General features: G+C 69.6%; 23 protein-coding genes. 8 read left to right on the forward strand and 15 right to left on the reverse strand.

The features are described from left to right. Nucleotides 1–84: 84 nt before the first annotated feature. The 3 genes from ACLU3S_RS02485 to ACLU3S_RS02495 all read left to right on the forward strand — a co-directional run bounded on the left by ACLU3S_RS02485 (nucleotide 85) and on the right by ACLU3S_RS02495 (nucleotide 3,419). Nucleotides 85–996, forward strand: coding sequence for an NTP transferase domain-containing protein (locus tag ACLU3S_RS02485; RefSeq protein WP_413950017.1), 912 nt, complete (start codon nucleotides 85–87; stop codon nucleotides 994–996). Next, nucleotides 993–2,342: a molybdopterin molybdotransferase MoeA gene (locus ACLU3S_RS02490; RefSeq protein ID WP_413950018.1), complete on the forward strand. Its 1,350-nt coding sequence runs from the start codon at nucleotides 993–995 to the stop codon at nucleotides 2,340–2,342. The genes ACLU3S_RS02485 and ACLU3S_RS02490 overlap by 4 nt, the downstream gene beginning before the upstream one ends. A gap of 96 nt (nucleotides 2,343–2,438) precedes the next feature. Continuing rightward, the gene (locus ACLU3S_RS02495; protein ID WP_413950019.1) at nucleotides 2,439–3,419 is read left to right on the forward strand and encodes an NAD(P)H-quinone oxidoreductase; all 981 of its coding nucleotides are present in this window, start codon (nucleotides 2,439–2,441) and stop codon (nucleotides 3,417–3,419) included. Nucleotides 3,420–3,501: 82 nt separating this feature from the next. On the opposite strand, the gene ACLU3S_RS02500 is transcribed toward ACLU3S_RS02495, so the two are convergent. After that, entirely contained in the window at nucleotides 3,502–4,161 is a 660-nt protein-coding gene (locus ACLU3S_RS02500) for a hypothetical protein (protein WP_413950020.1), read from the reverse strand. Between the two features lie 176 nt (nucleotides 4,162–4,337). Between ACLU3S_RS02500 and ACLU3S_RS02505 the strand changes: the two genes are divergently transcribed. Next, nucleotides 4,338–4,880, forward strand: coding sequence for a bacterial proteasome activator family protein (locus ACLU3S_RS02505; RefSeq protein WP_413950079.1), 543 nt, complete (start codon nucleotides 4,338–4,340; stop codon nucleotides 4,878–4,880). Between the two features lie 81 nt (nucleotides 4,881–4,961). On the opposite strand, the gene ACLU3S_RS02510 is transcribed toward ACLU3S_RS02505, so the two are convergent. Continuing rightward, entirely contained in the window at nucleotides 4,962–6,596 is a 1,635-nt protein-coding gene (locus ACLU3S_RS02510; protein ID WP_413950021.1) for a protein kinase domain-containing protein, read from the reverse strand. Between the two features lie 346 nt (nucleotides 6,597–6,942). Here ACLU3S_RS02510 and ACLU3S_RS02515 point away from each other — a divergent pair, with 346 nt between their 5' ends. Further along, entirely contained in the window at nucleotides 6,943–8,586 is a 1,644-nt protein-coding gene (locus ACLU3S_RS02515) for a protein kinase domain-containing protein (protein ID WP_413950022.1), read from the forward strand. Between the two features lie 54 nt (nucleotides 8,587–8,640). Here ACLU3S_RS02515 and ACLU3S_RS02520 read toward each other — a convergent pair whose 3' ends face one another. Next, the gene (locus tag ACLU3S_RS02520; RefSeq protein WP_413950023.1) at nucleotides 8,641–9,657 is read right to left on the reverse strand and encodes a phosphotransferase; all 1,017 of its coding nucleotides are present in this window, start codon (nucleotides 9,655–9,657) and stop codon (nucleotides 8,641–8,643) included. A gap of 542 nt (nucleotides 9,658–10,199) precedes the next feature. Between ACLU3S_RS02520 and pdhA the strand changes: the two genes are divergently transcribed. The 3 genes from pdhA to ACLU3S_RS02535 are packed head-to-tail and all read left to right on the forward strand — an operon-like array spanning nucleotide 10,200 to nucleotide 13,810. Then, entirely contained in the window at nucleotides 10,200–11,438 is a 1,239-nt protein-coding gene (pdhA, locus tag ACLU3S_RS02525) for a pyruvate dehydrogenase (acetyl-transferring) E1 component subunit alpha (RefSeq protein ID WP_413950024.1), read from the forward strand. Nucleotide 11,439: 1 nt separating this feature from the next. Then, complete coding sequence (locus ACLU3S_RS02530; protein ID WP_413950025.1) at nucleotides 11,440–12,417, forward strand: alpha-ketoacid dehydrogenase subunit beta; 978 nt, start codon at nucleotides 11,440–11,442, stop codon at nucleotides 12,415–12,417. A gap of 10 nt (nucleotides 12,418–12,427) precedes the next feature. After that, nucleotides 12,428–13,810, forward strand: a complete 1,383-nt coding sequence (locus tag ACLU3S_RS02535) for a dihydrolipoamide acetyltransferase family protein (protein WP_413950026.1) — start codon at nucleotides 12,428–12,430, stop codon at nucleotides 13,808–13,810. Between the two features lie 73 nt (nucleotides 13,811–13,883). On the opposite strand, the gene ACLU3S_RS02540 is transcribed toward ACLU3S_RS02535, so the two are convergent. From ACLU3S_RS02540 to ACLU3S_RS02595, 12 genes are read right to left on the reverse strand one after another with little or no spacing between them, the layout of a single operon-like run. Continuing rightward, on the reverse strand, nucleotides 13,884–14,564 hold the full coding sequence (locus ACLU3S_RS02540; protein WP_413950027.1) for a contact-dependent growth inhibition system immunity protein: 681 nt from the start codon (nucleotides 14,562–14,564) through the stop codon (nucleotides 13,884–13,886). A gap of 22 nt (nucleotides 14,565–14,586) precedes the next feature. Further along, the gene (locus tag ACLU3S_RS02545; RefSeq protein WP_413950028.1) at nucleotides 14,587–14,886 is read right to left on the reverse strand and encodes an RNase A-like domain-containing protein; all 300 of its coding nucleotides are present in this window, start codon (nucleotides 14,884–14,886) and stop codon (nucleotides 14,587–14,589) included. A 5-nt stretch (nucleotides 14,887–14,891) separates the two neighbouring features. Next, entirely contained in the window at nucleotides 14,892–15,662 is a 771-nt protein-coding gene (locus ACLU3S_RS02550; protein WP_413950029.1) for a Fic family protein, read from the reverse strand. Next, entirely contained in the window at nucleotides 15,652–16,272 is a 621-nt protein-coding gene (locus ACLU3S_RS02555) for a hypothetical protein (protein ID WP_413950030.1), read from the reverse strand. Before ACLU3S_RS02555 ends, ACLU3S_RS02550 begins: the two co-directional genes overlap by 11 nt. 41 nt (nucleotides 16,273–16,313) lie before the next feature. Next, the gene (locus ACLU3S_RS02560) at nucleotides 16,314–18,056 is read right to left on the reverse strand and encodes an RNase A-like domain-containing protein (protein WP_413950031.1); all 1,743 of its coding nucleotides are present in this window, start codon (nucleotides 18,054–18,056) and stop codon (nucleotides 16,314–16,316) included. Continuing rightward, nucleotides 18,056–18,367: a WXG100 family type VII secretion target gene (locus tag ACLU3S_RS02565; protein WP_413950032.1), complete on the reverse strand. Its 312-nt coding sequence runs from the start codon at nucleotides 18,365–18,367 to the stop codon at nucleotides 18,056–18,058. The genes ACLU3S_RS02560 and ACLU3S_RS02565 overlap by 1 nt, the downstream gene beginning before the upstream one ends. Nucleotides 18,368–18,424: 57 nt before the next feature. After that, nucleotides 18,425–18,850: a WXG100 family type VII secretion target gene (locus ACLU3S_RS02570; RefSeq protein WP_413950033.1), complete on the reverse strand. Its 426-nt coding sequence runs from the start codon at nucleotides 18,848–18,850 to the stop codon at nucleotides 18,425–18,427. Nucleotides 18,851–18,898: 48 nt separating this feature from the next. After that, entirely contained in the window at nucleotides 18,899–19,033 is a 135-nt protein-coding gene (locus ACLU3S_RS02575; protein WP_413950081.1) for a hypothetical protein, read from the reverse strand. Nucleotides 19,034–19,055: 22 nt separating this feature from the next. Then, complete coding sequence (locus ACLU3S_RS02580) at nucleotides 19,056–19,355, reverse strand: RNase A-like domain-containing protein (protein WP_413950034.1); 300 nt, start codon at nucleotides 19,353–19,355, stop codon at nucleotides 19,056–19,058. Nucleotides 19,356–19,407: 52 nt separating this feature from the next. Continuing rightward, nucleotides 19,408–19,896 (reverse strand): hypothetical protein, encoded by a 489-nt coding sequence (locus tag ACLU3S_RS02585; RefSeq protein WP_413950035.1) that lies wholly within the window; start codon nucleotides 19,894–19,896, stop codon nucleotides 19,408–19,410. A gap of 19 nt (nucleotides 19,897–19,915) precedes the next feature. Continuing rightward, on the reverse strand, nucleotides 19,916–21,610 hold the full coding sequence (locus ACLU3S_RS02590; RefSeq protein WP_413950036.1) for an RNase A-like domain-containing protein: 1,695 nt from the start codon (nucleotides 21,608–21,610) through the stop codon (nucleotides 19,916–19,918). Then, nucleotides 21,610–21,921 (reverse strand): WXG100 family type VII secretion target, encoded by a 312-nt coding sequence (locus ACLU3S_RS02595; RefSeq protein ID WP_413950037.1) that lies wholly within the window; start codon nucleotides 21,919–21,921, stop codon nucleotides 21,610–21,612. The genes ACLU3S_RS02590 and ACLU3S_RS02595 overlap by 1 nt, the downstream gene beginning before the upstream one ends. Nucleotides 21,922–21,976: the final 55 nt, after the last annotated feature.

The raw sequence follows: 21,976 nt of genomic DNA on the forward strand, positions 1-21,976 counted from the left end.
GGGACGGCCTTCGCGGGCGTTCCCCGCGCTTCGCGTCCCGGTCCATCGGTTCCCTGTGATCAGCTCGGCACGCATACTCGGGGAGTGACCGACAACGCCACCGCCGCGCCCGCGCCCGCCGTGCCGTACGACGTCGTCGTGCTGGCCGGCGGCGCCGCCCGGCGGCTGGGCGGTGCGGACAAGCCCGGGGTCCGGGTCGGCGGCCGCGCGCTGCTCGACCGGGTGCTCACCGCCTGCGCGGGCGCCCGTACGACCGTCGTCGTGGCGGCACCCCGGCCCACCGTGCGCCCGGTGCGCTGGGCGCGCGAGGAGCCGCCCGGCGCCGGACCGGTCGCCGCCCTGGAGGCGGGGCTGCGTCAGGCCACGGCCGAGCACACCGTCGTCCTCTCCGCCGACCTGCCCTTTCTCGAACCGGTCACGCTGCACCGCCTGTTGGCCGCCCTCGGGCAGACCGGTGCCGACGGCGCGCTGCTCACCGACGCGGACGGCCGGGACCAGCCGCTCGTGGCCGCCTACCGCACGGCCGCGCTGCGCCGCGAGCTGGCCGGCCTCGCCACCGGGCCGGACGGTCTCACCGGTCTGCCCCTGCGCCGGCTGACCGGCGCCCTCCGACTCACCCGCGTCCCGGACCCGCTCGCGTCCTTCGACTGCGACACCTGGGACGACATCGCCGACGCCAGGGCACGCATCAGGGAGCATGGGCACGTGTTGGATGAATGGATCTCCGCAGTCAAGGACGAACTGGGCATCGACCTGGACGTCGACATCCGCGGTCTGCTCGACCTGGCCCGTGACGCCGCGCACGGCGTGGACCGGCCGGCCGCCCCGCTGACCACGTTCCTCGTCGGCTATGCCGCGGCCCGGGGCAACGGCGGCCCCGAGGCCGTGGCGGAGGCCGCCCGCAAGGCCGCCGCGCTGGCCCAGCGCTGGGAGGAAGAGCACAGAGGGCGCAAGGACGACAACGGCGGGGGCCCGAGCGCCCCGGACGCCGGATGACCGCCCCCGGCACCCGGGCCGGGGCGCCCGCGGAGGACCGCGACGACCTCGACGTCGAGGAGGCCCTGGCCCTCGTGAGGGAAGCCAAGGACGACAACACCGGCCGTGTCCCCGCCCCGGCACCCGAGGGGCGCCGCGAGCGGCACCGGGCCACCCCGTGGGCGCAGGCCGGCGACATCGCCGCCCGGGCCGCCCGGTCCGGCGTCCGCCGCAGCCCGGTGTCCGTGCCGCTCGGCGACGCCCTCGGCCTGGTCCTGGCCGCGCCCCTTGACGCGCTCACCGACCTGCCCTCCTTCGACACCTCCGCGATGGACGGCTGGGCGGTCGCCGGTCCCGGACCGTGGGAGGTGCGCGACGAGGGCGTACTCGCCGGGCATGCGCAGCCCGGGCCGCTCACCGACGGCGAGGCCGTCCGCATCGCGACCGGCGCCCGCATCCCTGCCGACACCACCGCCGTACTGCGCAGCGAACACGGCCGCACCGATTCCCAGGGCCGGCTGCACGCCACCCGGGACGTGGCGCACGGCCAGGACATCCGCCCGCGCGGCCAGGAGTGCCGCACCGGCGATCAGCTGCTGCCCGTCGGCACCCTGATCACCCCCGCCGTCCTGGGGCTCGCCGCGGCGGCCGGATACGACACCGTGACCGTCGTGCCCCGGCCCCGCGTGGAAGTTCTCGTGCTCGGCGACGAGTTGCTCACCGAGGGCCGTCCGCACGACGGGCTGATCCGGGACGCGCTCGGCCCCATGCTGCCGCCCTGGCTGCGGTCGCTCGGCGCCGACGTCGTCGCGGTACGCCGGATCGGCGACGACGCCAGGGCCCTGCGCAAGGCCGTCACCGGTTCCGCGGCCGACCTGGTCGTCACCACCGGAGGCACCGCCGGCGGCCCCGTGGACCACGTCCACCCCACCCTGGAGCGCATCGGCGCGGAACTCCTCGTCGACGGCGTCAAGGTGCGCCCCGGTCACCCCATGCTGCTGGCCCGCACCAAGGACGGCCAGCACCTCGTCGGCCTGCCCGGCAACCCCCTGGCGGCCGTCTCCGGTCTGCTCACGCTCGCCGAACCACTGCTGCGGACCCTGGCCGCACGGCCGGCCCCGGAGCCGTACGCGCTGCCGCTGAAGGAGGCGGTGCAGGGGCATCCGCACGACACCCGGCTCGTCCCCGTGGTGCTGCGCGGTGACCGTGCCGTACCGCTGCGCTACAACGGGCCGGCCATGCTGCGCGGCATCGCCGCCGCCGACGCCCTGGCCGTCGTCCCGCCGGGCGGGGCCGAACAGGGCGAGGAGGCGGAGCTGCTGGACCTGCCCTGGGCGGCGGTGGGGATCGGGGTGTGTTTCACGTGAAACGTCCGGGCCCGCACCACCCGGACACCCGGCCCCCGCCCCGCCACCCAGCGGTCTGCGCGGCCGGAAACCGCCCAGGGGAGTAGCGTCACCGGCATGCATGCGATCACGATTCCCGAACCTGGTGGTCCGCAGGCGCTGGTCTGGGACGAGGTCCCCGATCCGGTGCCCGGCGAGGGCGAGGTGCTGGTCGAGGTGGTGGCCAGCGCCGTGAACCGCGCCGACATCCTGCAGCGGCAGGGCTTCTACAACCCGCCGCCCGGCGCCTCCCCCTACCCCGGCCTGGAGTGCTCCGGAAGGATCGCCGCGATCGGCGCCGGGGTGTCCGGCTGGGCCGTCGGCGACGAGGTGTGTGCGCTCCTTGCGGGCGGCGGCTACGCCCAGAAGGTCGCCGTACCGGCCGGGCAGCTGCTGCCCGTGCCCGAGGGCGTCGGCCTCAAGCGGGCGGCGGCGCTGCCGGAGGTGGTGTGCACGGTCTGGTCCAACGTGTTCATGATCGCGCACCTGCGTCCCGGGGAGACGCTGCTCGTGCACGGCGGCTCCAGCGGCATCGGCACCATGGCGATCCAGCTGGCCAAGGCCGTCGGCGCCAAGGTCGCGGTGACCGCGGGGACCAAGGAGAAGCTCGAGTACTGCGCCGAGCTCGGCGCGGACATTCTCGTCAACTACCGCGAGCAGGACTTCGTCGCCGAGGTCAGGCAGGCCACCGACGGGGCGGGTGCCGACGTCATCCTCGACAACATGGGCGCCAAGTACCTCGACCGCAATGTGCAGACGCTCGCCGTCAACGGGCGTCTGGCGATCATCGGGATGCAGGGCGGGTCCAAGGGCGAGCTGAACATCGGCGCGCTGCTGAGCAAGCGGGCCGCCATCAGCGCGACCTCGCTGCGGGCACGTCCGCTGGACGAGAAGGCGGCGATCGTCGCCGCGGTGCGCGAGCATGTGTGGCCGCTGCTCGCCGCCGGTCATGTCCGGCCGGTCGTGGACCGCGAAGTGCCGATGCCGCAGGCCCGTGAGGCGCACCAGGTCGTGGAGGAGAGCGGTCACATCGGCAAGGTGCTGCTGGTGGCGCCGTAACGGCGTCACGGGGGTGCCTCGCGCAGGAGGCACCCCCGCGTCCCACCGGGCCGCCGCACCCGCGCGCCTGCCGGCGCGGCGGTCAGCTCTTGCGGAGTCTCAGGCCCAGGAAGGCCAGACCGAGGCCCAGCCCGATCAGGACCAGGCCGCTGCCCAGCGGCAGGATGCGCAGGACCGGTCCGTCCGTGTCGCCGGCGCTCTGGGCCCCCGCCGAGGGCCGGGCGGGGTCGAGGCCGGCTTCGGCGGGCGGCGGCGAGGACGTCGGCGACTGCTCCGGGGTGTCCGCGATCTCCGGCTCCTCCGGCTGTGCGGCGGCGGAGTCGGAGGAGCGGGTGGGCACGGATTCGTCGTCGTCGCCCTCCCTGTGCGCCATGGGCCCGTCCGGCCGGCCCGGGCGCAGCCGTCCCTCCCCGGCCCCGCTCCCGGCCCGCGACGGCTCGGCGGCCGGGGTGTACGAGGCGGACGCGGAGTCGGAGGGCATGGGCGGCCGGGACTGGTCGCTCGGGGTGTGCTCGTGGTCGTGATCGCGGCCCGGGTGGTCGGAGGGGTCGTGGCCGGGGCCGGGGTGGCCGGAGGGGTCGTGGCCGGGGCTCAGGTGGCCGGAGGGGGAGGAACTGGGGGAGGAACGCGGTGCGCCGGGTTCGGTGGCGTACGCGGCGGCCGTGCCGTACGCCGGCAGAGCCGTCGTGAGGACGACCAGCAGCCGAAGAGTGCGGAGCTTGAGTCGCAGCCATGGAGTCACGTCGGTGACCTCCCGGAGCCCGGAGTGTCGTGATGGGTGGATGAACGGATGCAGACAAGCCTCACATTCGGCGATTTGAAGGGCATTCCGGATTGGGCCGACGGGTCTACACGGTGGATCAGTGGCTCCGGGGGGCACCACGCTGATGAGGTGTACGCGTGCGAGAGAATGGCGACATGGAGATGCCGAGGAACGAACGGTCGCCGGAGAATCCGCAGATCCTCGTCGTGGGTCAGGACGGGATGGCGCTCGGCGGTGGCAACGGGGACGACGACTCCCGCGAGACTCCGGTCACGGAACAGGTCGAGCAGCCTGCCAAGGTCATGCGGATCGGCAGCATGATCAAGCAGCTCCTGGAGGAGGTGCGCGCGGCTCCCCTGGACGAGGCCAGCCGGGTGCGGCTGAAGGAGATCCACGCCAGCTCGGTGAAGGAGCTGGAGGACGGCCTCGCGCCGGAGCTGGTGGAGGAACTGGAGCGGCTGTCCCTGCCGTTCACCGACGACGTGACCCCGAGCGACGCGGAACTGCGCATCGCCCAGGCGCAGTTGGTGGGCTGGCTGGAGGGCCTCTTCCACGGGATCCAGACGACGCTGTTCGCCCAGCAGATGGCCGCTCGGGCCCAGCTGGAGCAGATGCGCCGCGCGCTGCCGCCCGGCGTGGCGGGCCACGAGGGCGACGACCCCCGCACGGGGGGCCGGTCCGGCGGTCCGTACCTGTAGAAGGCCCGACGTCCCGGACGGCTCGGGACCCGGACGCGGGAAAGGGCCCGGCGGACGAACCGCCGGGCCCTTTCCCGCGTGTCACTGCGGCGGGTTGCCCGTCGAGACGCTCAGCTCGATGGTGCCCGGGTCCTTCGGGTCGACGTCCGAGCCCTCAGAGGGGAACTGGTCCAGCACGGTCCCGTCGCCCCAGGTGTTGTCGTCCACCTTCTTGATGCGGTACTGCCAGCCCGCCGCCTGGAAGCACGCCTTCACCGAGTTGATGTCCTTGTACCGGAAGTCGGGCAGCTCGACCTTCTTCGCGTCGTCCCACGCCTTCTGCGGCTCGGTGCACTTGGCCTTGTCGATCACGCGGGTGGTGTCCGGCCCGCGGTAGCCGGCCCGGTGGGAGGCGGACGCCGAGGGGCTCCCTCCGCCGCCCTTGTCGTCGCCGCCGTGGTTGTTCAGCGTCAGCGCCACGACCAGGGCCACGACCGCGACGAGCGACACCGCGACCGAGCCGATGATCACCGGTTTGTTGCCCCTGCCGCCACCGGAGCCCGACGGCTGAACGGAGGTCTGCGGCGACATGACGTACGGCGGCGGGGTCGACGGGCTCTGCGGTCCGTAGCCCGCCGGAGGCGTCTGGTAGCCGGCCTGCTGCGGGTAGCCGTAGGACGGCGCGGGACCGGTTTGAGCGGGCGTGTGCGGGCCGTACGGCCCCGGCTGGTACGGCGTCCGAACCGGTCCGGCGGGCGCCTGGGCCGACTGGTCGACCGGCGGGAACACCGCGGACCCGACCCCGGCGCCGCTCTGCTGAGGCCCGGCGCCCGGCACGATGCTCGGCGGAGCGGCCTGGACGGAGGCGGCCACCCGCAGGCACTCGTCGCGCATGGCCTCGGCGGTCGGGAACCGCTCGTTCGGGTTCTTCTTCAGCGCGCGGGCGACCAGCGCGTCCACCGCCGGAGGCAGCGAACGGTTGATCGAGGACGGAGCCACCGGCTCCTCCTGCACATGCGCGTACGCGATCGCCAGCGGGGAGTCCGCGTCGAACGGCAGCCGCCCGGTGACCAGCTGGAACAGCATGATGCCGACCGAGTACAGGTCGGAGCGGGCGTCCACGCCGCGGCCGAGGGCCTGCTCGGGCGAGAGGTACTGAGGGGTGCCGACCACCATGCCGGTCTGTGTCATCGACGTGACACCGGACTGCATGGCGCGGGCGATGCCGAAGTCCATGACCTTGACCACACCGCGCTTGGTCACCATCACGTTGCCCGGCTTGATGTCGCGGTGGACCAGCCCCATCTCATGGCTGATCTCCAGCGCGGCCAGCACGTCCGCGGTGACCTTCAGCGCCTTGTCGGCGGGCATGGCGCCGTACTGCCGGATGTCCTCCTCGAGGACCGAGCCGAGCGGACGGCCCTCGACGTACTCCATGACGATGTACGGCGTCGCCATCCCGTCCAGCTCGTCCTCGCCCGTGTCGAAGACCGAGACGACATTGGTGTGCGTGAGCTTCGCCACGGCCTGGGCCTCACGGCGAAAGCGCTCTCGGAAGGCCTGCTCCCGGCCGAGTTCCGTGTGCAGCGTCTTGATGGCGACCTGGCGGTCCAGCACGGCGTCGTACGCCAGGTGCACCGAGGCCATGCCGCCCTGGCCGAGCAAGTCGCGCAGCTGGTAGCGGCCGCCGGCCAGCGCCTGCCCCGCGTACCGGCCGTGTGCGCCGTCCTGGCTCATCTCTCCGCGTCCCCCACTGGCCGTCCGGCGCGCCGTCACCCCGCGAACAGGCCTTGATCGAATGTGTCATTCCCGGCCAAGTCTGCCCCAGGGCACCGACACGTCAAGCTCGGTGCCCGTTCCGTGACCGTACGCGCAAGAAGCGTCGTGCAAGCGTTACAGCGGCCGTACGACCGGCACACAGAATTTGCACGACAGCGCGTGCTGGAGGTTTGATGGCCGGTCCGTCTCGGGCCGGCCCCGGATCCGGTTCAGGACCGGTGGCCCCCACGAAGGCTGTAGCGTGGGCCGACGGAGACCGTGACAACACCGCGCGCACCGCGGGCAGAAACGACGGCGAGGACTGATGGCACAGACGCAGCGCGCCCAGGGCCCGTCCGACCCCGAGGCGACTGGCGGCGGCATGTCGGACGCGCCGGAGATGTGGGGCAACGGAGGGCTCGTCGGCGACGGCCGGTACCGGCTCACGCACCGGCTCGGCCGGGGCGGCATGGCCGAGGTGTTCGCGGCCGAGGACGTGCGCCTGGGCCGCACGGTCGCGGTCAAGCTGCTCCGCGCGGACCTGGCCGAGGACCCGGTCTCCAAGGCCCGTTTCACGCGCGAGGCGCAGTCGGTCGCCGGGCTCAACCACCACGCGATCGTCGCCGTGTACGACTCCGGCGAGGACATGGTGGGCGGCCAGTCGGTGCCGTACATCGTGATGGAGTTGGTCGAGGGCCGCACCATCCGCGACCTGCTGATGAACGCGGAGGCGCCCGGCCCCGAGCAGGCGCTGATCATCGTCTCCGGCGTGCTGGAGGCGCTCGCCTACTCGCACCAGCACGGCATCGTGCACCGCGACATCAAGCCCGCCAACGTGATCATCACCAACAGCGGCGCCGTCAAGGTGATGGACTTCGGCATCGCCCGCGCGCTGCACGGCGCGTCCACGACGATGACGCAGACCGGCATGGTCATGGGCACCCCGCAGTACCTGTCCCCGGAGCAGGCGCTCGGCAAGGCCGTCGACCACCGCTCCGACCTGTACGCGACCGGCTGCCTGCTCTACGAGCTCCTGGCCCTGCGGCCGCCGTTCACCGGCGAGACCCCACTGTCGGTGGTCTACCAGCACGTCCAGGACCTGCCGACCCCGCCGTCGCAGACCTCCGACGGCTGCCCGCCGGAGCTGGACGGCCTGGTCATGCGCTCCCTCGCCAAGGAGCCGGACGACCGGTTCCAGACGGCCGAGGAGATGCGCGGCCTGGTCCAGTACGCCCTGCAGATGCTGTACGACCAGGGCGGCCACACCGGCACCTGGAACACCGGCCCCGTCGACATGCACGACGGCCGGCACACCCCGGCGGGCGGCTTCGCGGGCACGACCGCCATGTCGCACCCGATGGACGGCTCCGGCACCACGCAGATCCCGCAGCCGATCCTTCCCGCGGGCTACGGCGGCGACGACGGCGGCTTCGAGGGCCACGGCAACAGGGGCAGCGGCCGCGGCAAGCTGTGGATCCTCGCCGTCCTCGCGGTCATCGCGATCGCGGCGGGCGTCGCGCTGGCCATGAAGGGTGCGGGCGCCGGTGGTGGCGGCGGCACCGACACCAAGCCGCCGGCGACCCACTCCACGAGCACGAAGGACGACTCGGCCACCTCGGAACCGACCGACGACAACACCGGCCAGCCGTCGGACACCAACAACAACAACGGGTCGGACACGGGCAACGGGTCCGGCTACACGCCGTCGTACACCCCGTCGCAGACGCAGCCCACGGAGCCGACCGGCGAGCCGTCGAACACGCAGCCGTCGTCGCCGCAGTCCTCGAAGCCGTCGACCGGCGGCGCCAACGGGGGCAGCAACGACGGTGGCACCGGCGGGGGGACGAACGACGGCGGCACCACCGACGGCACCACGGCCGGCGGCACGGGCGGGGACCCCGCCAGCGGCGGCAACGGCAACGCGGCCGGCAACACGACGGTCGGCGATCTGGGCGGATCCACCCCCTGAACGACACCGGCGGGCCCGTGACCGCGTCACCCTGAGGTGACGCGGTCCGGCCGGTCATCGCACGAACGCGTCGCACACCGCGTCGTACTCGCGCGTCCACCACACCGCGAGGGCCGACGCGGCCGGGAACTGGCAGTCTGCGCGCGTGTCGCCGCGTTCGTAGTGCCAGCGCAGCATCCAGAAGTCGTTCAGCCGCTCCCACCACACCCGGCGCACGGCCGCGGCCAGCTCCGAGGGCGGGGCGCCGGCCGCGCGCCGGTACGCGCGCGCGTAGGCGCGCACTTTCGGCAGGTCCAGGGTGCCGCCGGCGCGCACGAAGAAGATCACGGCGGCGCGTACGGCCTCCTCGGCGCGGGGCTGCACACCGAGCCGGTCCCAGTCGACGATGGCCGCCGGGGCGTCGTCCTTGTAGAGCAGGTTGAACGGGTGGAAGTCGCCGTGCACCCAGCCCACCGAGCCGCCGCGCGGCGGGCGCCGGTCCGCGTGCTGCTCCAGCAGCGCACGGCGCTCCAGGAGGCGGTGCCGGGCCAGCTCGTCGAAGGCGTCGGCGGGGTGGTGCCGGCGCACGTGGGCGAGCAGGTCGTCGATGAGGGCGAAGGTGTCGGCCGGGTCCGCGCTCTCCACGGGGTGCGGGCTCGTGGCGGGGCGGGTGCGCCGCTTCGGCGGCATCACGCGCTCCAGACAGGCGTGCACGGCGCCCAGCAGCGCGCCGAGGCGCGCGCTCTCGGCAGGGGTGAGCTGGCCGCCGTGCCGGTGTCTGCCGTCGATCCACGGGTGCAGCGCGTAGGCGTGGCCGCCGATGACGGCGACGGTGCGGCCCTCGCGGTGCGCGAGTGGCGGGGCGACCGGGACGCCGAGGTCGGCGAGGCGCTGGGTGGCCCGGTGCCGGCGCTCGATGGCGGCCGGATCGGCGGTGTCGGGGTCGAAGTGGTGCTTGAGGAAGTAGCGGCCGCGGGTGGTGCACAGCCGGTAGCCGCGGTTGAGCAGGCCCTGGTCGACGGGTTCGCAGGTCAGCGCGGTACCGGCGGCGTACAGGCGCAGCAGGGTGCTCAGAGGGGGCGCGTGGGGCACGGCGGGTGGTACACAAGAGCGCGGCACGCGGCAGATGCTAGGGCACGGAAAACCGGCCGTGAGCTGGGGCTTGTCACGCTCGGTCGCGGCCGATCGCATTCGGTCAGGTGCGGCCGCACCGCCACCTTTAAAGGTCTGACTTAAAAATCCGGGGAAACAACCCGCCGGACGGCCGGAGCGAAGGGCCCGCAAAGAACCCGATTTCGCCGCCTTCGTACACCGGACACTCTCGGACACAAACTCTTCCCGTGACCCGGGTGAGCGGGATAACGTGCGGGTGCTCCGGCCTTGCCGCAAGGCTGTGACCAGCACGCTTCCACATCGCCGCGATTTACTTGGAAATCCAAGCAAAAACGCAGGTCAGGTGGGGTTTCACAGAAATGTGGAGCACTGGGTAACGTAATGGTCGCAGGGCGCTCGCCGGGGCACCTGTCACGCCTGTTCCCGGCCGAGTGGCACCCACCCCGTGCCCGGTGGTCGAAACAGGTGAGCCGCACTGGCCTACCGGCAACCCCGGGGGCCGGAACGACGGAGGAGCACACGTGACCGTGGACAGCAGTGCCGCGCGCCAGCCGCGACGCAGCGCCGCAGGGAAGGCCGGCACCACCGGCAGCAAGACCGGTACGGCCGGCGACAAGTCGCGCGGCACCGGGACCAAGCGCACCAGCACCACCCGCGCCACCGCGAAGAAGACCGCCGACACCGACCTGGTGCAGCTTCTGACGCCCGAGGGCAAGCGGGTCAAGAACGCCGAGTACGACGGCTACGTCGCCGGCATCACCCCCGAAGAGCTGCGCGGCCTGTACCGCGACATGGTGCTCACCCGCCGCTTCGACGCCGAGGCCACCGCCCTGCAGCGCCAGGGTGAGCTGGGCCTGTGGGCGTCCCTGCTGGGCCAGGAGGCCGCCCAGATCGGCTCGGGCCGGGCTTTGAACGACGACGACTACGTCTTCCCGACCTACCGCGAGCACGGCGTCGCCTGGTGCCGCGGCGTCGACCCGACCAACCTGCTCGGCATGTTCCGCGGTGTGAACAACGGCGGCTGGGACCCCAACAGCAACAACTTCCACCTGTACACGATCGTCATCGGCTCCCAGACGCTGCACGCCACCGGCTACGCGATGGGCGTGGCCAAGGACGGCGCGGACTCGGCGGTCATCGCCTACTTCGGCGACGGCGCCTCCAGCCAGGGCGACGTAGCCGAATCGTTCACCTTCTCCGCGGTCTACAACGCCCCCGTCGTGTTCTTCTGCCAGAACAACCAGTGGGCGATCTCCGAGCCCACCGAGAAGCAGAGCCGCGTGCCGCTGTACCAGCGCGCCCAGGGCTACGGCTTCCCCGGCGTCCGGGTGGACGGCAATGACGTGCTGGCCTGCCTCGCGGTCACCAAGTGGGCCCTGGAGCGCGCCCGCAACGGCGAGGGCCCGACCCTGGTCGAGGCGTACACCTACCGCATGGGCGCCCACACCACCTCCGACGACCCCACGCGCTACCGGGGCGACGAGGAGCGGCTGGCCTGGGAGGCGAAGGATCCGATCCTGCGGCTTCGCCGGTACCTGGAGGCGTCAAACCACGCGGACGAGGGATTCTTCGCGGAACTCGAGGCCGAGTCCGAGGCGTTGGGCAAACGAGTGCGCGAAGCGGTCCGCGCCATGCCCGACCCGGACCACTTCGCCATCTTCGAGAACGTGTACGCGGACGGGCACGCGCTCGTCGACGAGGAGCGAGCGCAGTTCGCCGCCTACCAGGCGTCGTTCGCCGATGCTGAAGGGGGTCACTGAGATGGCCGAGAAGATGGCGATGGCCAAGGCCATCAACGAGTCGCTGCGCCGCGCCCTGGACACCGACCCCAAGGTCCTCGTCATGGGCGAGGACGTCGGCAAGCTCGGTGGTGTCTTCCGGGTCACCGACGGCCTGCAGAAGGACTTCGGCGAGAGCCGGGTCATCGACACCCCGCTCGCCGAGTCCGGCATCGTCGGCACCGCGATCGGCCTGGCCCTGCGCGGCTACCGCCCGGTGGTGGAGATCCAGTTCGACGGCTTCGTCTTCCCGGCCTACGACCAGATCGTCACCCAGCTCGCCAAGATGCACGCCCGCTCGCTGGGCAAGGTCAAGCTGCCGGTCGTCGTCCGCATCCCCTACGGCGGCGGCATCGGCGCGGTCGAGCACCACTCGGAGTCCCCCGAGGCCCTGTTCGCGCACGTCGCGGGCCTGAAGATCGTGAGCCCCTCCAACGCCTCCGACGCGTACTGGATGATGCAGCAGGCCATCCAGAGCGACGACCCGGTGATCTACTTCGAGCCGAAGCGCCGCTACTGGGACAAGGCCGAGGTGGACGTCGAGGCGATCCCGGCGCCCCTGCACAAGGCGCAGGTGGTCCGCGAGGGCACCGACCTCACCCTGGCCGCCTACGGCCCGATGGTGAAGCTCTGCCAGGAGGTCGCGGCCGCCGCGGCCGAGGAGGGCAAGAACCTGGAGGTCCTGGACCTGCGCTCGGTCTCCCCCCTCGACTTCGACGCCATCCAGGCCTCGGTGGAGAAGACCCGCCGCCTGGTCGTGGTCCACGAGGCGCCGGTGTTCTTCGGCTCCGGCGCGGAGATCGCCGCCCGGATCACCGAGCGCTGCTTCTACCACCTGGAGGCCCCGGTGCTCCGGGTCGGCGGCTACCACGCCCCGTACCCGCCGGCGCGTCTGGAGGAGGAGTACCTGCCGGACCTGGACCGCGTGCTCGACGCCGTCGACCGCTCGCTGGCGTACTGAGGAGAAGGTCGTGACGACGATGACTGACGCATCCGTGCGCGAGTTCAAGATGCCGGACGTCGGCGAGGGACTCACCGAGGCCGAGATCCTCAAGTGGTACGTGCAGCCCGGTGACACCGTGACCGACGGCCAGGTCGTGTGCGAGGTCGAGACGGCCAAGGCGGCCGTCGAACTCCCCATCCCCTACGACGGTGTGGTCCGGGAACTGCGCTTCCCCGAGGGCACCACGGTCGACGTGGGCACGGCCATCATCGCGGTCGAGGTGGCCGGCGGCGCGCCCGTGCCGGCCCCGGCCGAGCAGCCGAAGGCGGAGTCCGCCCCGTCCGAGGAGGAGCCCAAGCCGGAGGGCCGCCAGCCGGTCCTGGTCGGCTACGGCGTGGCGACCTCCTCCACCAAGCGCCGCCCCCGCAAGGGCCCCGAGGTCACCATGCCGGCACCGGCCCAGGCGATCCAGGCGGAGCTGAACGGCCACGCCCCCGTGGCGGAGCAGCCCCGCCCGCTGGCCAAGCCCCCGGTGCGCAAGCTGGCCAAGGACCTCGGCGTCGACCTGACCACGGTCGTCCCGTCCGGCCCGGACGGCATCATCACGCGCGAGGACGTCCACGCGGCGGCAGCTCCGAAGGCCGCCGAGCAGGCCGCCCCGGCCCCCGCGGCCACCCCCGCCCCGGCGCCCGTGGCGACCTACGACGGCGCCCGCGAGACCCGTGTCCCCATCAAGGGCGTGCGCAAGGCGACCGCGGCGGCGATGGTCGGGTCGGCGTTCACGGCGCCGCACGTCACGGAGTTCGTGACGGTGGACGTGACCCGCACGATGAAGCTGGTCGAGGAGCTCAAGCAGGACAAGGAGATGCAGGGCCGGCGGGTGAACCCGCTCCTGCTGATCGCCAAGGCCCTGCTGGTCGCGATCAAGCGCAACCCGGAGATCAACGCCTCCTGGGACGAGGCGGCGCAGGAGATCGTGGTCAAGCACTACGTGAACCTGGGCATCGCCGCCGCGACCCCGCGCGGCCTGATCGTGCCGAACGTCAAGGACGCGCACGCCAAGACGCTCCCCCAGCTCGCGGACGCGCTCAGCGACCTGGTCGCGACGGCACGGGAGGGCAAGACCTCCCCGGCCGCCATGCAGGGCGGCACGGTGACCATCACCAACGTCGGCGTCTTCGGCGTGGACACCGGCACGCCGATCCTCAACCCCGGCGAGTCCGCGATCCTCGCGGTCGGCGCCATCAAGCTCCAGCCGTGGGTCCACAAGGGCAAGGTCAAGCCGCGTCAGGTCACCACCCTGGCCCTCAGCTTCGACCACCGCCTGGTGGACGGCGAGCTGGGCTCGAAGGTGCTGGCGGACGTGGCGGCGATCCTGGAACAGCCGAAGAGGCTGATCACCTGGGCGTGAGGGTGAGCTCCTCCGCTTGAGGGGGCGGTCGCAACGTCGTCTTGCGGCCGCCCCCTCTTCTTTCAGGTCTTGCTCAGGCAGACGGACCGTCTTCAGCCGTCGGCACGGAGAGTCGCCCGGCAACGAGCGCCAGCCAGCCGCCGGCTGAGTACGGAGCAGGTGGGTCGACCTCCATGCCGAGTTCGGCGACGGCCAGTGCGTAGTCGCTGCCGTCCAGGTCCAGGGCGAGCAGCTCATGGAGTTCCCCGACGAGCCGGGCCACGAGTTGTGGGTCCGTGGAGTTCCGGTAGTCGTCGACGGCTGCCTCGTGGTCGTCGAACTCGTCCGGCATGTCCTGGGAGAACCAGCCCCCGAGGAACTGGCCGAGTTCGGGAAAGCGCGCGTGCCATTCCCAGTGAGTGGCGGGGACGGACGGGGGCGGCACGTCGCCGGTCTCGATGCTGTGCTTGATGTGGTCGGCGAGGCAGAACAACCACTGCTGGACGTCGCTCTCGGCCAGGCCGACGTCGAGGACGGCGTAGAACTCGCCGAGCCGCAGGCGTAGTCGTCCCGGCGGGTTGTCGGCGTACTCCCGCAACTGTCGCTCGGCGACGGCGAGAGCCCAGGGCCGGCTGTGCCAGGTGTGGCGTAGGTAGGCGGTCAGGGCCTGACTCGGCCTGTCGGGAGTGTCGTCGGCCGGCTGTCCGGTGTAGGCACGCATGACCTGGTCGAGTTCGCCGTAGCGGCGGTCGTGTTCCAGGGGGCTCAGGGGCACGGTGGTCAGCCTCCACGCGTCTTTACAGGTAGATGGGGAACGTGGCGTGGACGGCGAAGCCGTGCGGGCGGGAGGCGTCCCGCCGCAGGACGACCCGGGCGGCCCGTACGTCCACCGGCCCGCGGCCGGCCAGCATCATGGCCTGCAGCAGCACCCGCCCGACCGGTTCGGGCCGGGAGGGCCAGGACGCCTCGATGGTCAGCCTCGCGCGTGTGGACTGCGCGAGCCAGCGGTGGATGACCTGTTCGTTGGCGGTGACGACCTGCTGGGTGGCCCACTGGGCGGTCTCGCGGTCGGGGTAGGTGGCGGTTCGGGTGCGCATACTGGTCAGTCTCTCTCCTGGGTCACGGCCGCTTCGGTCCCCGCAGGGTCAAGTGGTCCTCCCTCAGGTGCTCGGCGCAGGACTGGCCGGGTTCTTGCCGAGAGGTCCACAGATGCTGCGCAGAGGCTGTTCGGTGGTTCGACCGGCTGGTTCGACCGGCTTCGTCGTACGGTTGCCATGGCCAAGGTGTGAACGACCCGGGCCAGCGAGGCCGCTCCGACAGGGTCGTCCGCATACCTGCGGACCTGGATGGGCCCTACCTCGTCCAGAAACACCTCTTCTCGTGCCAGCACGAAGCCGAGTGCCAGCAATGCGGCGCGGCCGTTGCCGTCGTGGAAGGGGTGGAAGAAGCAGACGTCGAGGTAGACGCGGGCGGCTCGGCCGGCCAGGGGGACGTCCATGTCCGCGCTCTCGGCCAGGCATCCATGGAAGAGCCGCGGCGTTTCAGCGCTGAGCCCGTACCGTTCTCGTCCGGCCTTGGCGAAGGCCGGCAAGGTGCGGAAACCGACGTCGGGCAGTCCCAGTACCAGCTTCTGCCACTCGCACAGCAGGTGGAATCCGAGGCAGGCACCGGCCGCTGCGTCACAACGCGCCCGCTCCCAGGCGGTCCGCAGCCTGTCACCGCGCGTGCTGTCCCCAGGTGTGTCACGCAAGGCGGCCGCGGTCAGAAGCCCATCGCGTCGACCACGGATCGGGCCGGCCAGTCCATGGGGAACGTCCGTCCAATCGACTTTCTCGCGGACATGAAGCCAACTCTGCAGATCGTCACGCACCATGGTTCCCGATGGTGTGGCGTGCCCTCTCCACCGTCTCGGCGTCAGGCGCGATCCAACTCCGGAACTCCCCGTCAACGACATCGTCCGCCAGTTCCTCCGCAGCCTCGGGAGCCATGCCCGTGGATTCCAGGTACCAGGCCAGCGCCTGCGTGCAGGGGCCGCGCCACAGCTCGCCGGCGCCCGTACGCTCCACCACGAGAGCGACCAATGGAGCCACACCGCGCTCGCGAGAGCGCTGCCGTTCTTCCGCGTCCGCGTCGGCGTCAGGAGCAGAGGCGGCGAACACCGCAGCCAGGTCCTCGAGCCAGGAACGCCATTCCAGCAGGATATTCGTATACCGCTGGGCCTGGGATTCGAGGTCGTCGGCGGTGTCACGGAGAGGAAGTCTGATGAGGGCGCCGGCGTCAGGGTTCTCCTCCACGTTCCCGTACCAGCCGAAGGCCCAGGGACCGTATCGTTCGGCCAAGCCGCGAGCCACCGAATGGGACGACCACGCGCCTCCGGGCCTGCCTGATTCCGGATCGGCCGAGTAGACCACTTCACGTACTACGTCGAGTGCTCGCTCGGGGTCGAACGGATGCGTGGTCGGATCCATGTTGTCCCACGTCATCGATTCTGGGTTCCAAACGCTGTTGATTTCTACTCCTGCAGTCAGAGACTCGGCATGGACGTCAGAACGACGAAAGGCGGAGTGAGTGAGGGATCGTACTTGAGCACGGTCCTCACGTTTTTGACCGGGATCGCCTGGGCGTTCAGCCCTTTGTTCTTGAAGCCTTCACCATTGACGCCGTTCGGTTGCTTGGTGACGCTCCGCCCGCTGTCCTCGCCGTTCGGAGCGGCGCAATCGATGGGCAGCTTCAGATCATTGTTTTCTGCCTTCGGCGGACGCCCCAGCCATTCTTTGATCTCCGGTGAATTGAGATCGACATTGTACTGGGTCAGCTTCTGCGCCTGCTCGACTGTCGTGAATGTGGAGGCAGAGCCGATCTTGGGCTTGCCGTAGGGCCATGCGGCAGTCGGAGGATCGCCCTGATCACGCAGGCGCTGGGCCAGTTGGGCGTCGCTTTTTCCCACGTGCTTGTCCAGGGTGTGCCCTCCGTCCAGCCATTCGTCGCTCGCAAGGTCGATCTTGTAAACGCCGTTGTCGACGTCTTTCTTCTTGGCCCAGGGGTGCCCATGTTTGAATTCGTTGAGCGCTCGTGCACCGAATGCCTCCGCCCGGGCTTCTTCCGCGTGGTAGGCCGGGGCACTGAGCTTGGCTTCATCCAGGTGTGATTTCAATCCGTGGAACTGCCGAGTCAGTGCTTCGACCCGAGCGGTGTAATGATCCACCACGGCGTTCAGGGCGCCTGTGTCGATGTTGAGGGTGATCTCGGTTCCGACTTCCGCTCCCGCCTCGAGGAGGCCACCGAGGAAGCGACCCACGGTCTTGGCCCCCTCTTCGACGTCGTCCATGCCCAAGCCGTCGCTGAGGTCGATGTTGCCGACCGCCTGTTTGACTGCCTCGAAGTAGATCTTCCAGACCTTGCGGTTGAGCTCGACTGCTGCCTCCGACAGCTCACGGAGCAGGTCGCTGATCTTTTTGGCGCTGTCGAAGAGGACCGACAGGACCGGATGGGTCGCGGTGGGGCTGGACGCTGTGTCGTGCCTCCACTTGTAGGGGGAGCCGGGATCGTTCCTGCCCCAGGCCGTCGTCCCCCACAACGCGCTGCAGAACTGGCGCATGGCGTCGTACCACTCACTGTTGCTCTGCTGCGTGATGCCGTTCACGTAGCCGGTCAGCATGCTCTCGGTCGTGGAGAGCGTGATGGTCAAGTTTGCCCATGCCTGGGAAAGCGAGTTGAGGTAGTGCTGCTGCGGAAAGGGATAGACGTCGGGCACCTTGCCCCAGCGGAAGGCATCTTTGAGCAGCGGACGGATGATGTGCCAGGCCACGTCGGGTATGTACTCGAGCAACGAGCGGATGAAGTCGTCGCCGCCGTCGTCGTCACCCCATTTGAGGTCGGGTACGGAACCGTAGTCCGGGGCCTTGGGGATGACGTGAGGCGGTGGCTGGATCTGGGGCTGGGTCTTACCGGAAGCGTCGTTCGCCGCCTCCGCCTTCGAGTAGTTGTTCGCAGTGGTGGCGAAGCCGACAGCGGCGCCGCCGATGCTCTCCACGGATTTCGCCCACACATCCAGGAACAGGTTTGCCACCTCGGCGTACGCCTTGGCGAAGTCCTGGGCCGCAGTCCCGTAGCCGCCGGCATCCGGGTACTTGTGCAACTCGGTGAGCAGGTCTTTCGCGGCCTTGTCGAAGGGTGCCTGCTGGCCCGCGAAGCTGCTCGCGACAAAGTGCAGGTTGGAGGGTGTGACGTCGATGGTCCCGTTCGCCAACGGGGTGGGCGTTCCCATCAGGCGGCTCCCCAGCCGCGCAGCACCGCCCTGTGTGCCGCCGCGTAGTTGGTGTGCCCGGTGGTGACGTACTCGTGCAGCCACTTGTGTGCCGCTTGGAGGTCCTGGGCCGATCGGTCCCACTCGTCCAGCTTCTGTACGAAGATCTCGCGGGCCTCGCCCCTCCAGGACAGGACGACCGGCTCCACTCGGTCGTACAGATCGTCCAGCTTGCCGTTGAGTTGTTTGAGGATGTCCTCCAGTTCGACGGCGAGTTCGTGGAGTGTGGCGAACGAGACAGCCATGTGGTCGTCGTCAGCACTGGTCGACATGGTTCCCCCTGTGTATCGATAACTGTGCGGCAGGACAGGCGCGTCGGGTCGGTGATCTCAGAGGCCGTCGAGGCTGCTGCGCCGACGGGTCGGTTCGCCCTCGGCTTCCGTATTGGGGGTGGAGAGCTTGTCGACCTCGCTGTCGATGTCCACGTGGATCCGCCGCATCTGTTCGAAGACGTGCAGATCATCCGCGCTGAAGCCGTCACGGCTCATCCGCACGGCCTGCTCCAGGCCCTTCATCACTTCCCGGATACGTACGGCGTCCTCAGCCGCCGCGCGGTGGAACTCCCGGTACGCCTTCGCTGCCGGGCCCCGCCAGCCGGCCTCGATACGGTCGACGAGCTCGTCCATACGCCGGACCTGCTTGTCGAGGTGGTCCTGCATGTCGTCGAGGTCGTTCGCGAGTTTGGCGAGGTCCTGCGAGGACACCCGCAGATCGGTGCTGTCACCGTGCCCTGGACCTGACCCCCGTGCGGCCATGGCGTATGCCTCCCCGTCACATCGGCCGTCAGCGACTCGTCTTGCACGTCATCGTACGGGCGTGCGGTCATGGCGTCGTGACGAGAGAGGGGTGTCCGGGCAGCGCAACTGTCCGACGTAGGCACGCATGACCTGGTCGAGTTCGCCGTAGCGGCGGTCGTGTTCCAGGGGGCTCAGGGGCACGGTGGTCAGCCTCCATGCGTCTTTACAGGTAGATGGGGAACCTGGCGTGGACGGCGAAGCCGTGGGGGCGGGAGGCGTCCCGCCGCAGGACGACCCGGGCGGCCCGTACGTCCACCGGCCCGCGGCCGGCCAGCATCATGGCCTGCAGCAGCACCCGCCCGACCGGTTCGGGCCGGGAGGGCCAAGACGCCTCGATGGTCAGCCTCGCGCGTGTGGACTGCGCGAGCCAGCGGTGGATGACCTGTTCGTTGGCGGTGACGACCTGCTGGGTGGCCCACTGGGCGGTCTCGCGGTCGGGGTAGGTGGCGGAACGGGTGCGCACCTTCGGTCCTTTCCTGGGTGCTGGGGGGCGGCCGTTGGCCGACGCGGACGGGTCAGTCGTCCTCGAAACGCCAGAGCACCAGGACATTCTCATCCGACACTCCGATGAGGCAGATGTCGATGGTGGTGCCGGCGAGGACATTGGCGTGGAAGGAGGAAGCCAGAAAATCTGCCTCTTCACCGTCTTCCGCATGCCCATGATTGGTGAAGAAACGTGCCCCGTCTCCTACGGCCCTCAACAGTTCCCGCAGGCAGGCATCGCGTTCCATATCCGGTACGCGAAGGGATTCGTGAGGGCCATACAGAAGAGACCCGGCCGAAATAAGCCTGGCCAGCTCCAGGGCTTGGGCGGGGGATACCTCCAGAACAGAATCTCGCAGTTCCCCGCGGTCGACCTCTCGGAGTACAGGATTTCCCTGGATTGTTTCCATTACGATGTCGCACCAGTCCGCGCCTCTGCGTGCCACCAGCGCGGCGAAGGACTGACGTTCGTCGAAATGCCCCCGTGCGCAGGCGTGCAGACCTGCATTCCTCTTTGTCACCAATCCTCCCGCGGTGTGCTCACGGCAGCCTCGGCATGGACGTGTAGACCACGTAGGGTGGGTGCAGGCCGTTCTTGTACTTGAGTACCACCTCTACAGAGTGCGCGTCCTGCGCCGCGCTCGCCTTCGGGTTGCCTGCTTCGATGGTACGGCCCGTCACGGAAGTGAACTCCACCGGGTCCAACTTCAGGATCGAATTATCCTTACGCGGCTTGGAGAGCCACTTCTTGATCATTTCCTGATTATTGACGCCTTCGTTCTTCTGACCTGAATTGACGGGCGGTCCCACGTATTCCACCGTGTCCTGTGTATATTTCTGCGCGGATGTCAGATCGGTGAAGCTGGAGGCGGCGGGAATCGACGACTGGTCTCTGAGTCGCTGCGCGAGTTGCTCGTCGGTTTTTCCCACGTGTTTATCGATGACGTGGCTCCCGTGGACGCCCTCCTGATTTGCCAGGTCGATCGGGTATGTGTGGTTGGCTTCGCTGTCCCCCGGCACGGTGTAGAGCGGGTTTCCTTTGAAGTCGGTCAGTGCTCGTGCCCCGAACGCCTCCGCCCTGGCTGATTCGGCAATGAAGGTCGGCGCACTCGCGTAAGCCTCGTCCAGCGCTGGAATGAGGTTCTTTATGCGCCGCCTCTGGCGGTGAATTCGGTTGTTGTATGTGTCGACGGCGTCGTTCATGGCGCCCTCGTCGATATTCAGGACGATTCCGACCGACACATCTGCGACCAGGCCTTTTCCCATCTCCCACAGCCCTTTGGCGAGACTCTTGGCGTCGGTGACGTCCAGTTCTCGCGGATCGAGCTGCTTGATGCTGTCCTCTACAGCTTGCCGGTAAATCCGATGCAAGTCGTTGCGGACATCTTCCGCGGCTTGCGCCACGTGGAACACGGCGTCGGACATGGCGTCGCAGGTGTCGAACAGGACAGCGAACACGGGATGGCTGGTCCCCTTCTTGTGTGCGCCGTCGTTCTTCCAGTCATAGCCCTCTCGGGTCTGTCCCCATGCAGAAGTTCCCCACAGCGTGCTGCAGAACTGCCGCATCGCGTCATACCACTCCTGGTTGGCCTGGTTGGTGATGCCGCCGATGAGGCCGGTGAGCATACCGTCCACCGCACTGAGAGTAATTTGGGGCATCCTCCATGTCTCAGAGATCGAATACAGCCGCAGATGATTGGGTAGCGGGAGGATTTTCGCCGCCCTGCCCCAGCGGCACTCGTGCTCCAGCAAGGGCCGCATGACCGCGAGGACTCCACCTTCTAGCCCCTCCAGAGCCTCTTGCATGAAGTTCTGACCGGCGTCAATGTCTCCCCACTTGAAATCGGTGACCGGTCCGTACTTGGGTGGCGTGTCGATCACATGGGGGGCGGGGTGCTGTGTCGGAGGAGCTGTAGGTGAGGGGTTTGTGGCGTGGTCGGCTGCGGCGTAATTGTTGGCGGTGGTGGTGAATCCGACGGCAGCGCCACCGACGCTCACCACCGACTTGGCCCACACTTCGAGGAACCGATCGGCGACTTTCAGGTAGGCCTTCGTGAAGCCCTTCATGGCGGAGCCGTTGCCACCGCCGTCCGGATAGCGCGCCAGCTCGTCGAGAAACGCCCTGATGCCCTGGTCGAGAGGGTCCTGTTGGCCCGCTACGTTGGTGGAGACCTGGTAGAGCACCGACGGCGTCACATCGATCGTCGCCTGGCCGGGGGGCGCCGGAGTGGCCATCAGGCGGCTCCCCAGCCGCGCAGGACCGCTTTGTGTGCTGCCGAATAATTGGCGTGCCCGGTGGTGACGTAGTGGTGCAACCACTTCTGGGCCGCTTGCAGGTCCTGGGCGGAGCGGTCCCACTCATCGAGCTTTTCGACGAAAATCTCGCGAGCCTCCCCTTTCCAGGACAGAACGACTGGTTCGACGCGGTTGTAGAGGTCTCCCAGCGTGCCGTCGAGTTGTTTGAGGATGTCTTCCAGTTCAACGGCGAGTTCATGGAGCGTGGCAAACGAGACGGTTATGTGGTCGCTTTCGGCACCGGCCGACATGATTCCCCCTTGGTGTCGGTAACTGTGTTACGAGAGAGGCATGTTGCGTCGGAGT

The sequence above is a fragment of the Streptomyces sp. AF1A genome, from assembly GCF_047340315.1.
GTDB lineage: Bacteria > Actinomycetota > Actinomycetes > Streptomycetales > Streptomycetaceae > Streptomyces.

What these genes read in the sequence shown, in the direction of transcription:
- ACLU3S_RS02490 (WP_413950018.1), top strand. Translation starts at nt 993, where the DNA reads ATGACCGCCCCCGGCACCCGGGCCGGGGCGCCCGCGGAGGACCGCGAC.
- ACLU3S_RS02495 (WP_413950019.1), top strand. Translation starts at nt 2,439, where the DNA reads ATGCATGCGATCACGATTCCCGAACCTGGTGGTCCGCAGGCGCTGGTC.
- ACLU3S_RS02505 (WP_413950079.1), top strand. Translation starts at nt 4,338, where the DNA reads ATGGAGATGCCGAGGAACGAACGGTCGCCGGAGAATCCGCAGATCCTC.
- ACLU3S_RS02510 (WP_413950021.1), bottom strand. Translation starts at nt 6,596, where the DNA reads ATGAGCCAGGACGGCGCACACGGCCGGTACGCGGGGCAGGCGCTGGCC.
- ACLU3S_RS02515 (WP_413950022.1), top strand. Translation starts at nt 6,943, where the DNA reads ATGGCACAGACGCAGCGCGCCCAGGGCCCGTCCGACCCCGAGGCGACT.
- ACLU3S_RS02530 (WP_413950025.1), top strand. Translation starts at nt 11,440, where the DNA reads ATGGCCGAGAAGATGGCGATGGCCAAGGCCATCAACGAGTCGCTGCGC.
- ACLU3S_RS02545 (WP_413950028.1), bottom strand. Translation starts at nt 14,886, where the DNA reads ATGCGCACCCGAACCGCCACCTACCCCGACCGCGAGACCGCCCAGTGG.
- ACLU3S_RS02550 (WP_413950029.1), bottom strand. Translation starts at nt 15,662, where the DNA reads ATGGTGCGTGACGATCTGCAGAGTTGGCTTCATGTCCGCGAGAAAGTC.
- ACLU3S_RS02555 (WP_413950030.1), bottom strand. Translation starts at nt 16,272, where the DNA reads ATGACGTGGGACAACATGGATCCGACCACGCATCCGTTCGACCCCGAG.
- ACLU3S_RS02560 (WP_413950031.1), bottom strand. Translation starts at nt 18,056, where the DNA reads ATGGGAACGCCCACCCCGTTGGCGAACGGGACCATCGACGTCACACCC.
- ACLU3S_RS02565 (WP_413950032.1), bottom strand. Translation starts at nt 18,367, where the DNA reads ATGTCGACCAGTGCTGACGACGACCACATGGCTGTCTCGTTCGCCACA.
- ACLU3S_RS02570 (WP_413950033.1), bottom strand. Translation starts at nt 18,850, where the DNA reads ATGGCCGCACGGGGGTCAGGTCCAGGGCACGGTGACAGCACCGATCTG.
- ACLU3S_RS02590 (WP_413950036.1), bottom strand. Translation starts at nt 21,610, where the DNA reads ATGGCCACTCCGGCGCCCCCCGGCCAGGCGACGATCGATGTGACGCCG.
- ACLU3S_RS02595 (WP_413950037.1), bottom strand. Translation starts at nt 21,921, where the DNA reads ATGTCGGCCGGTGCCGAAAGCGACCACATAACCGTCTCGTTTGCCACG.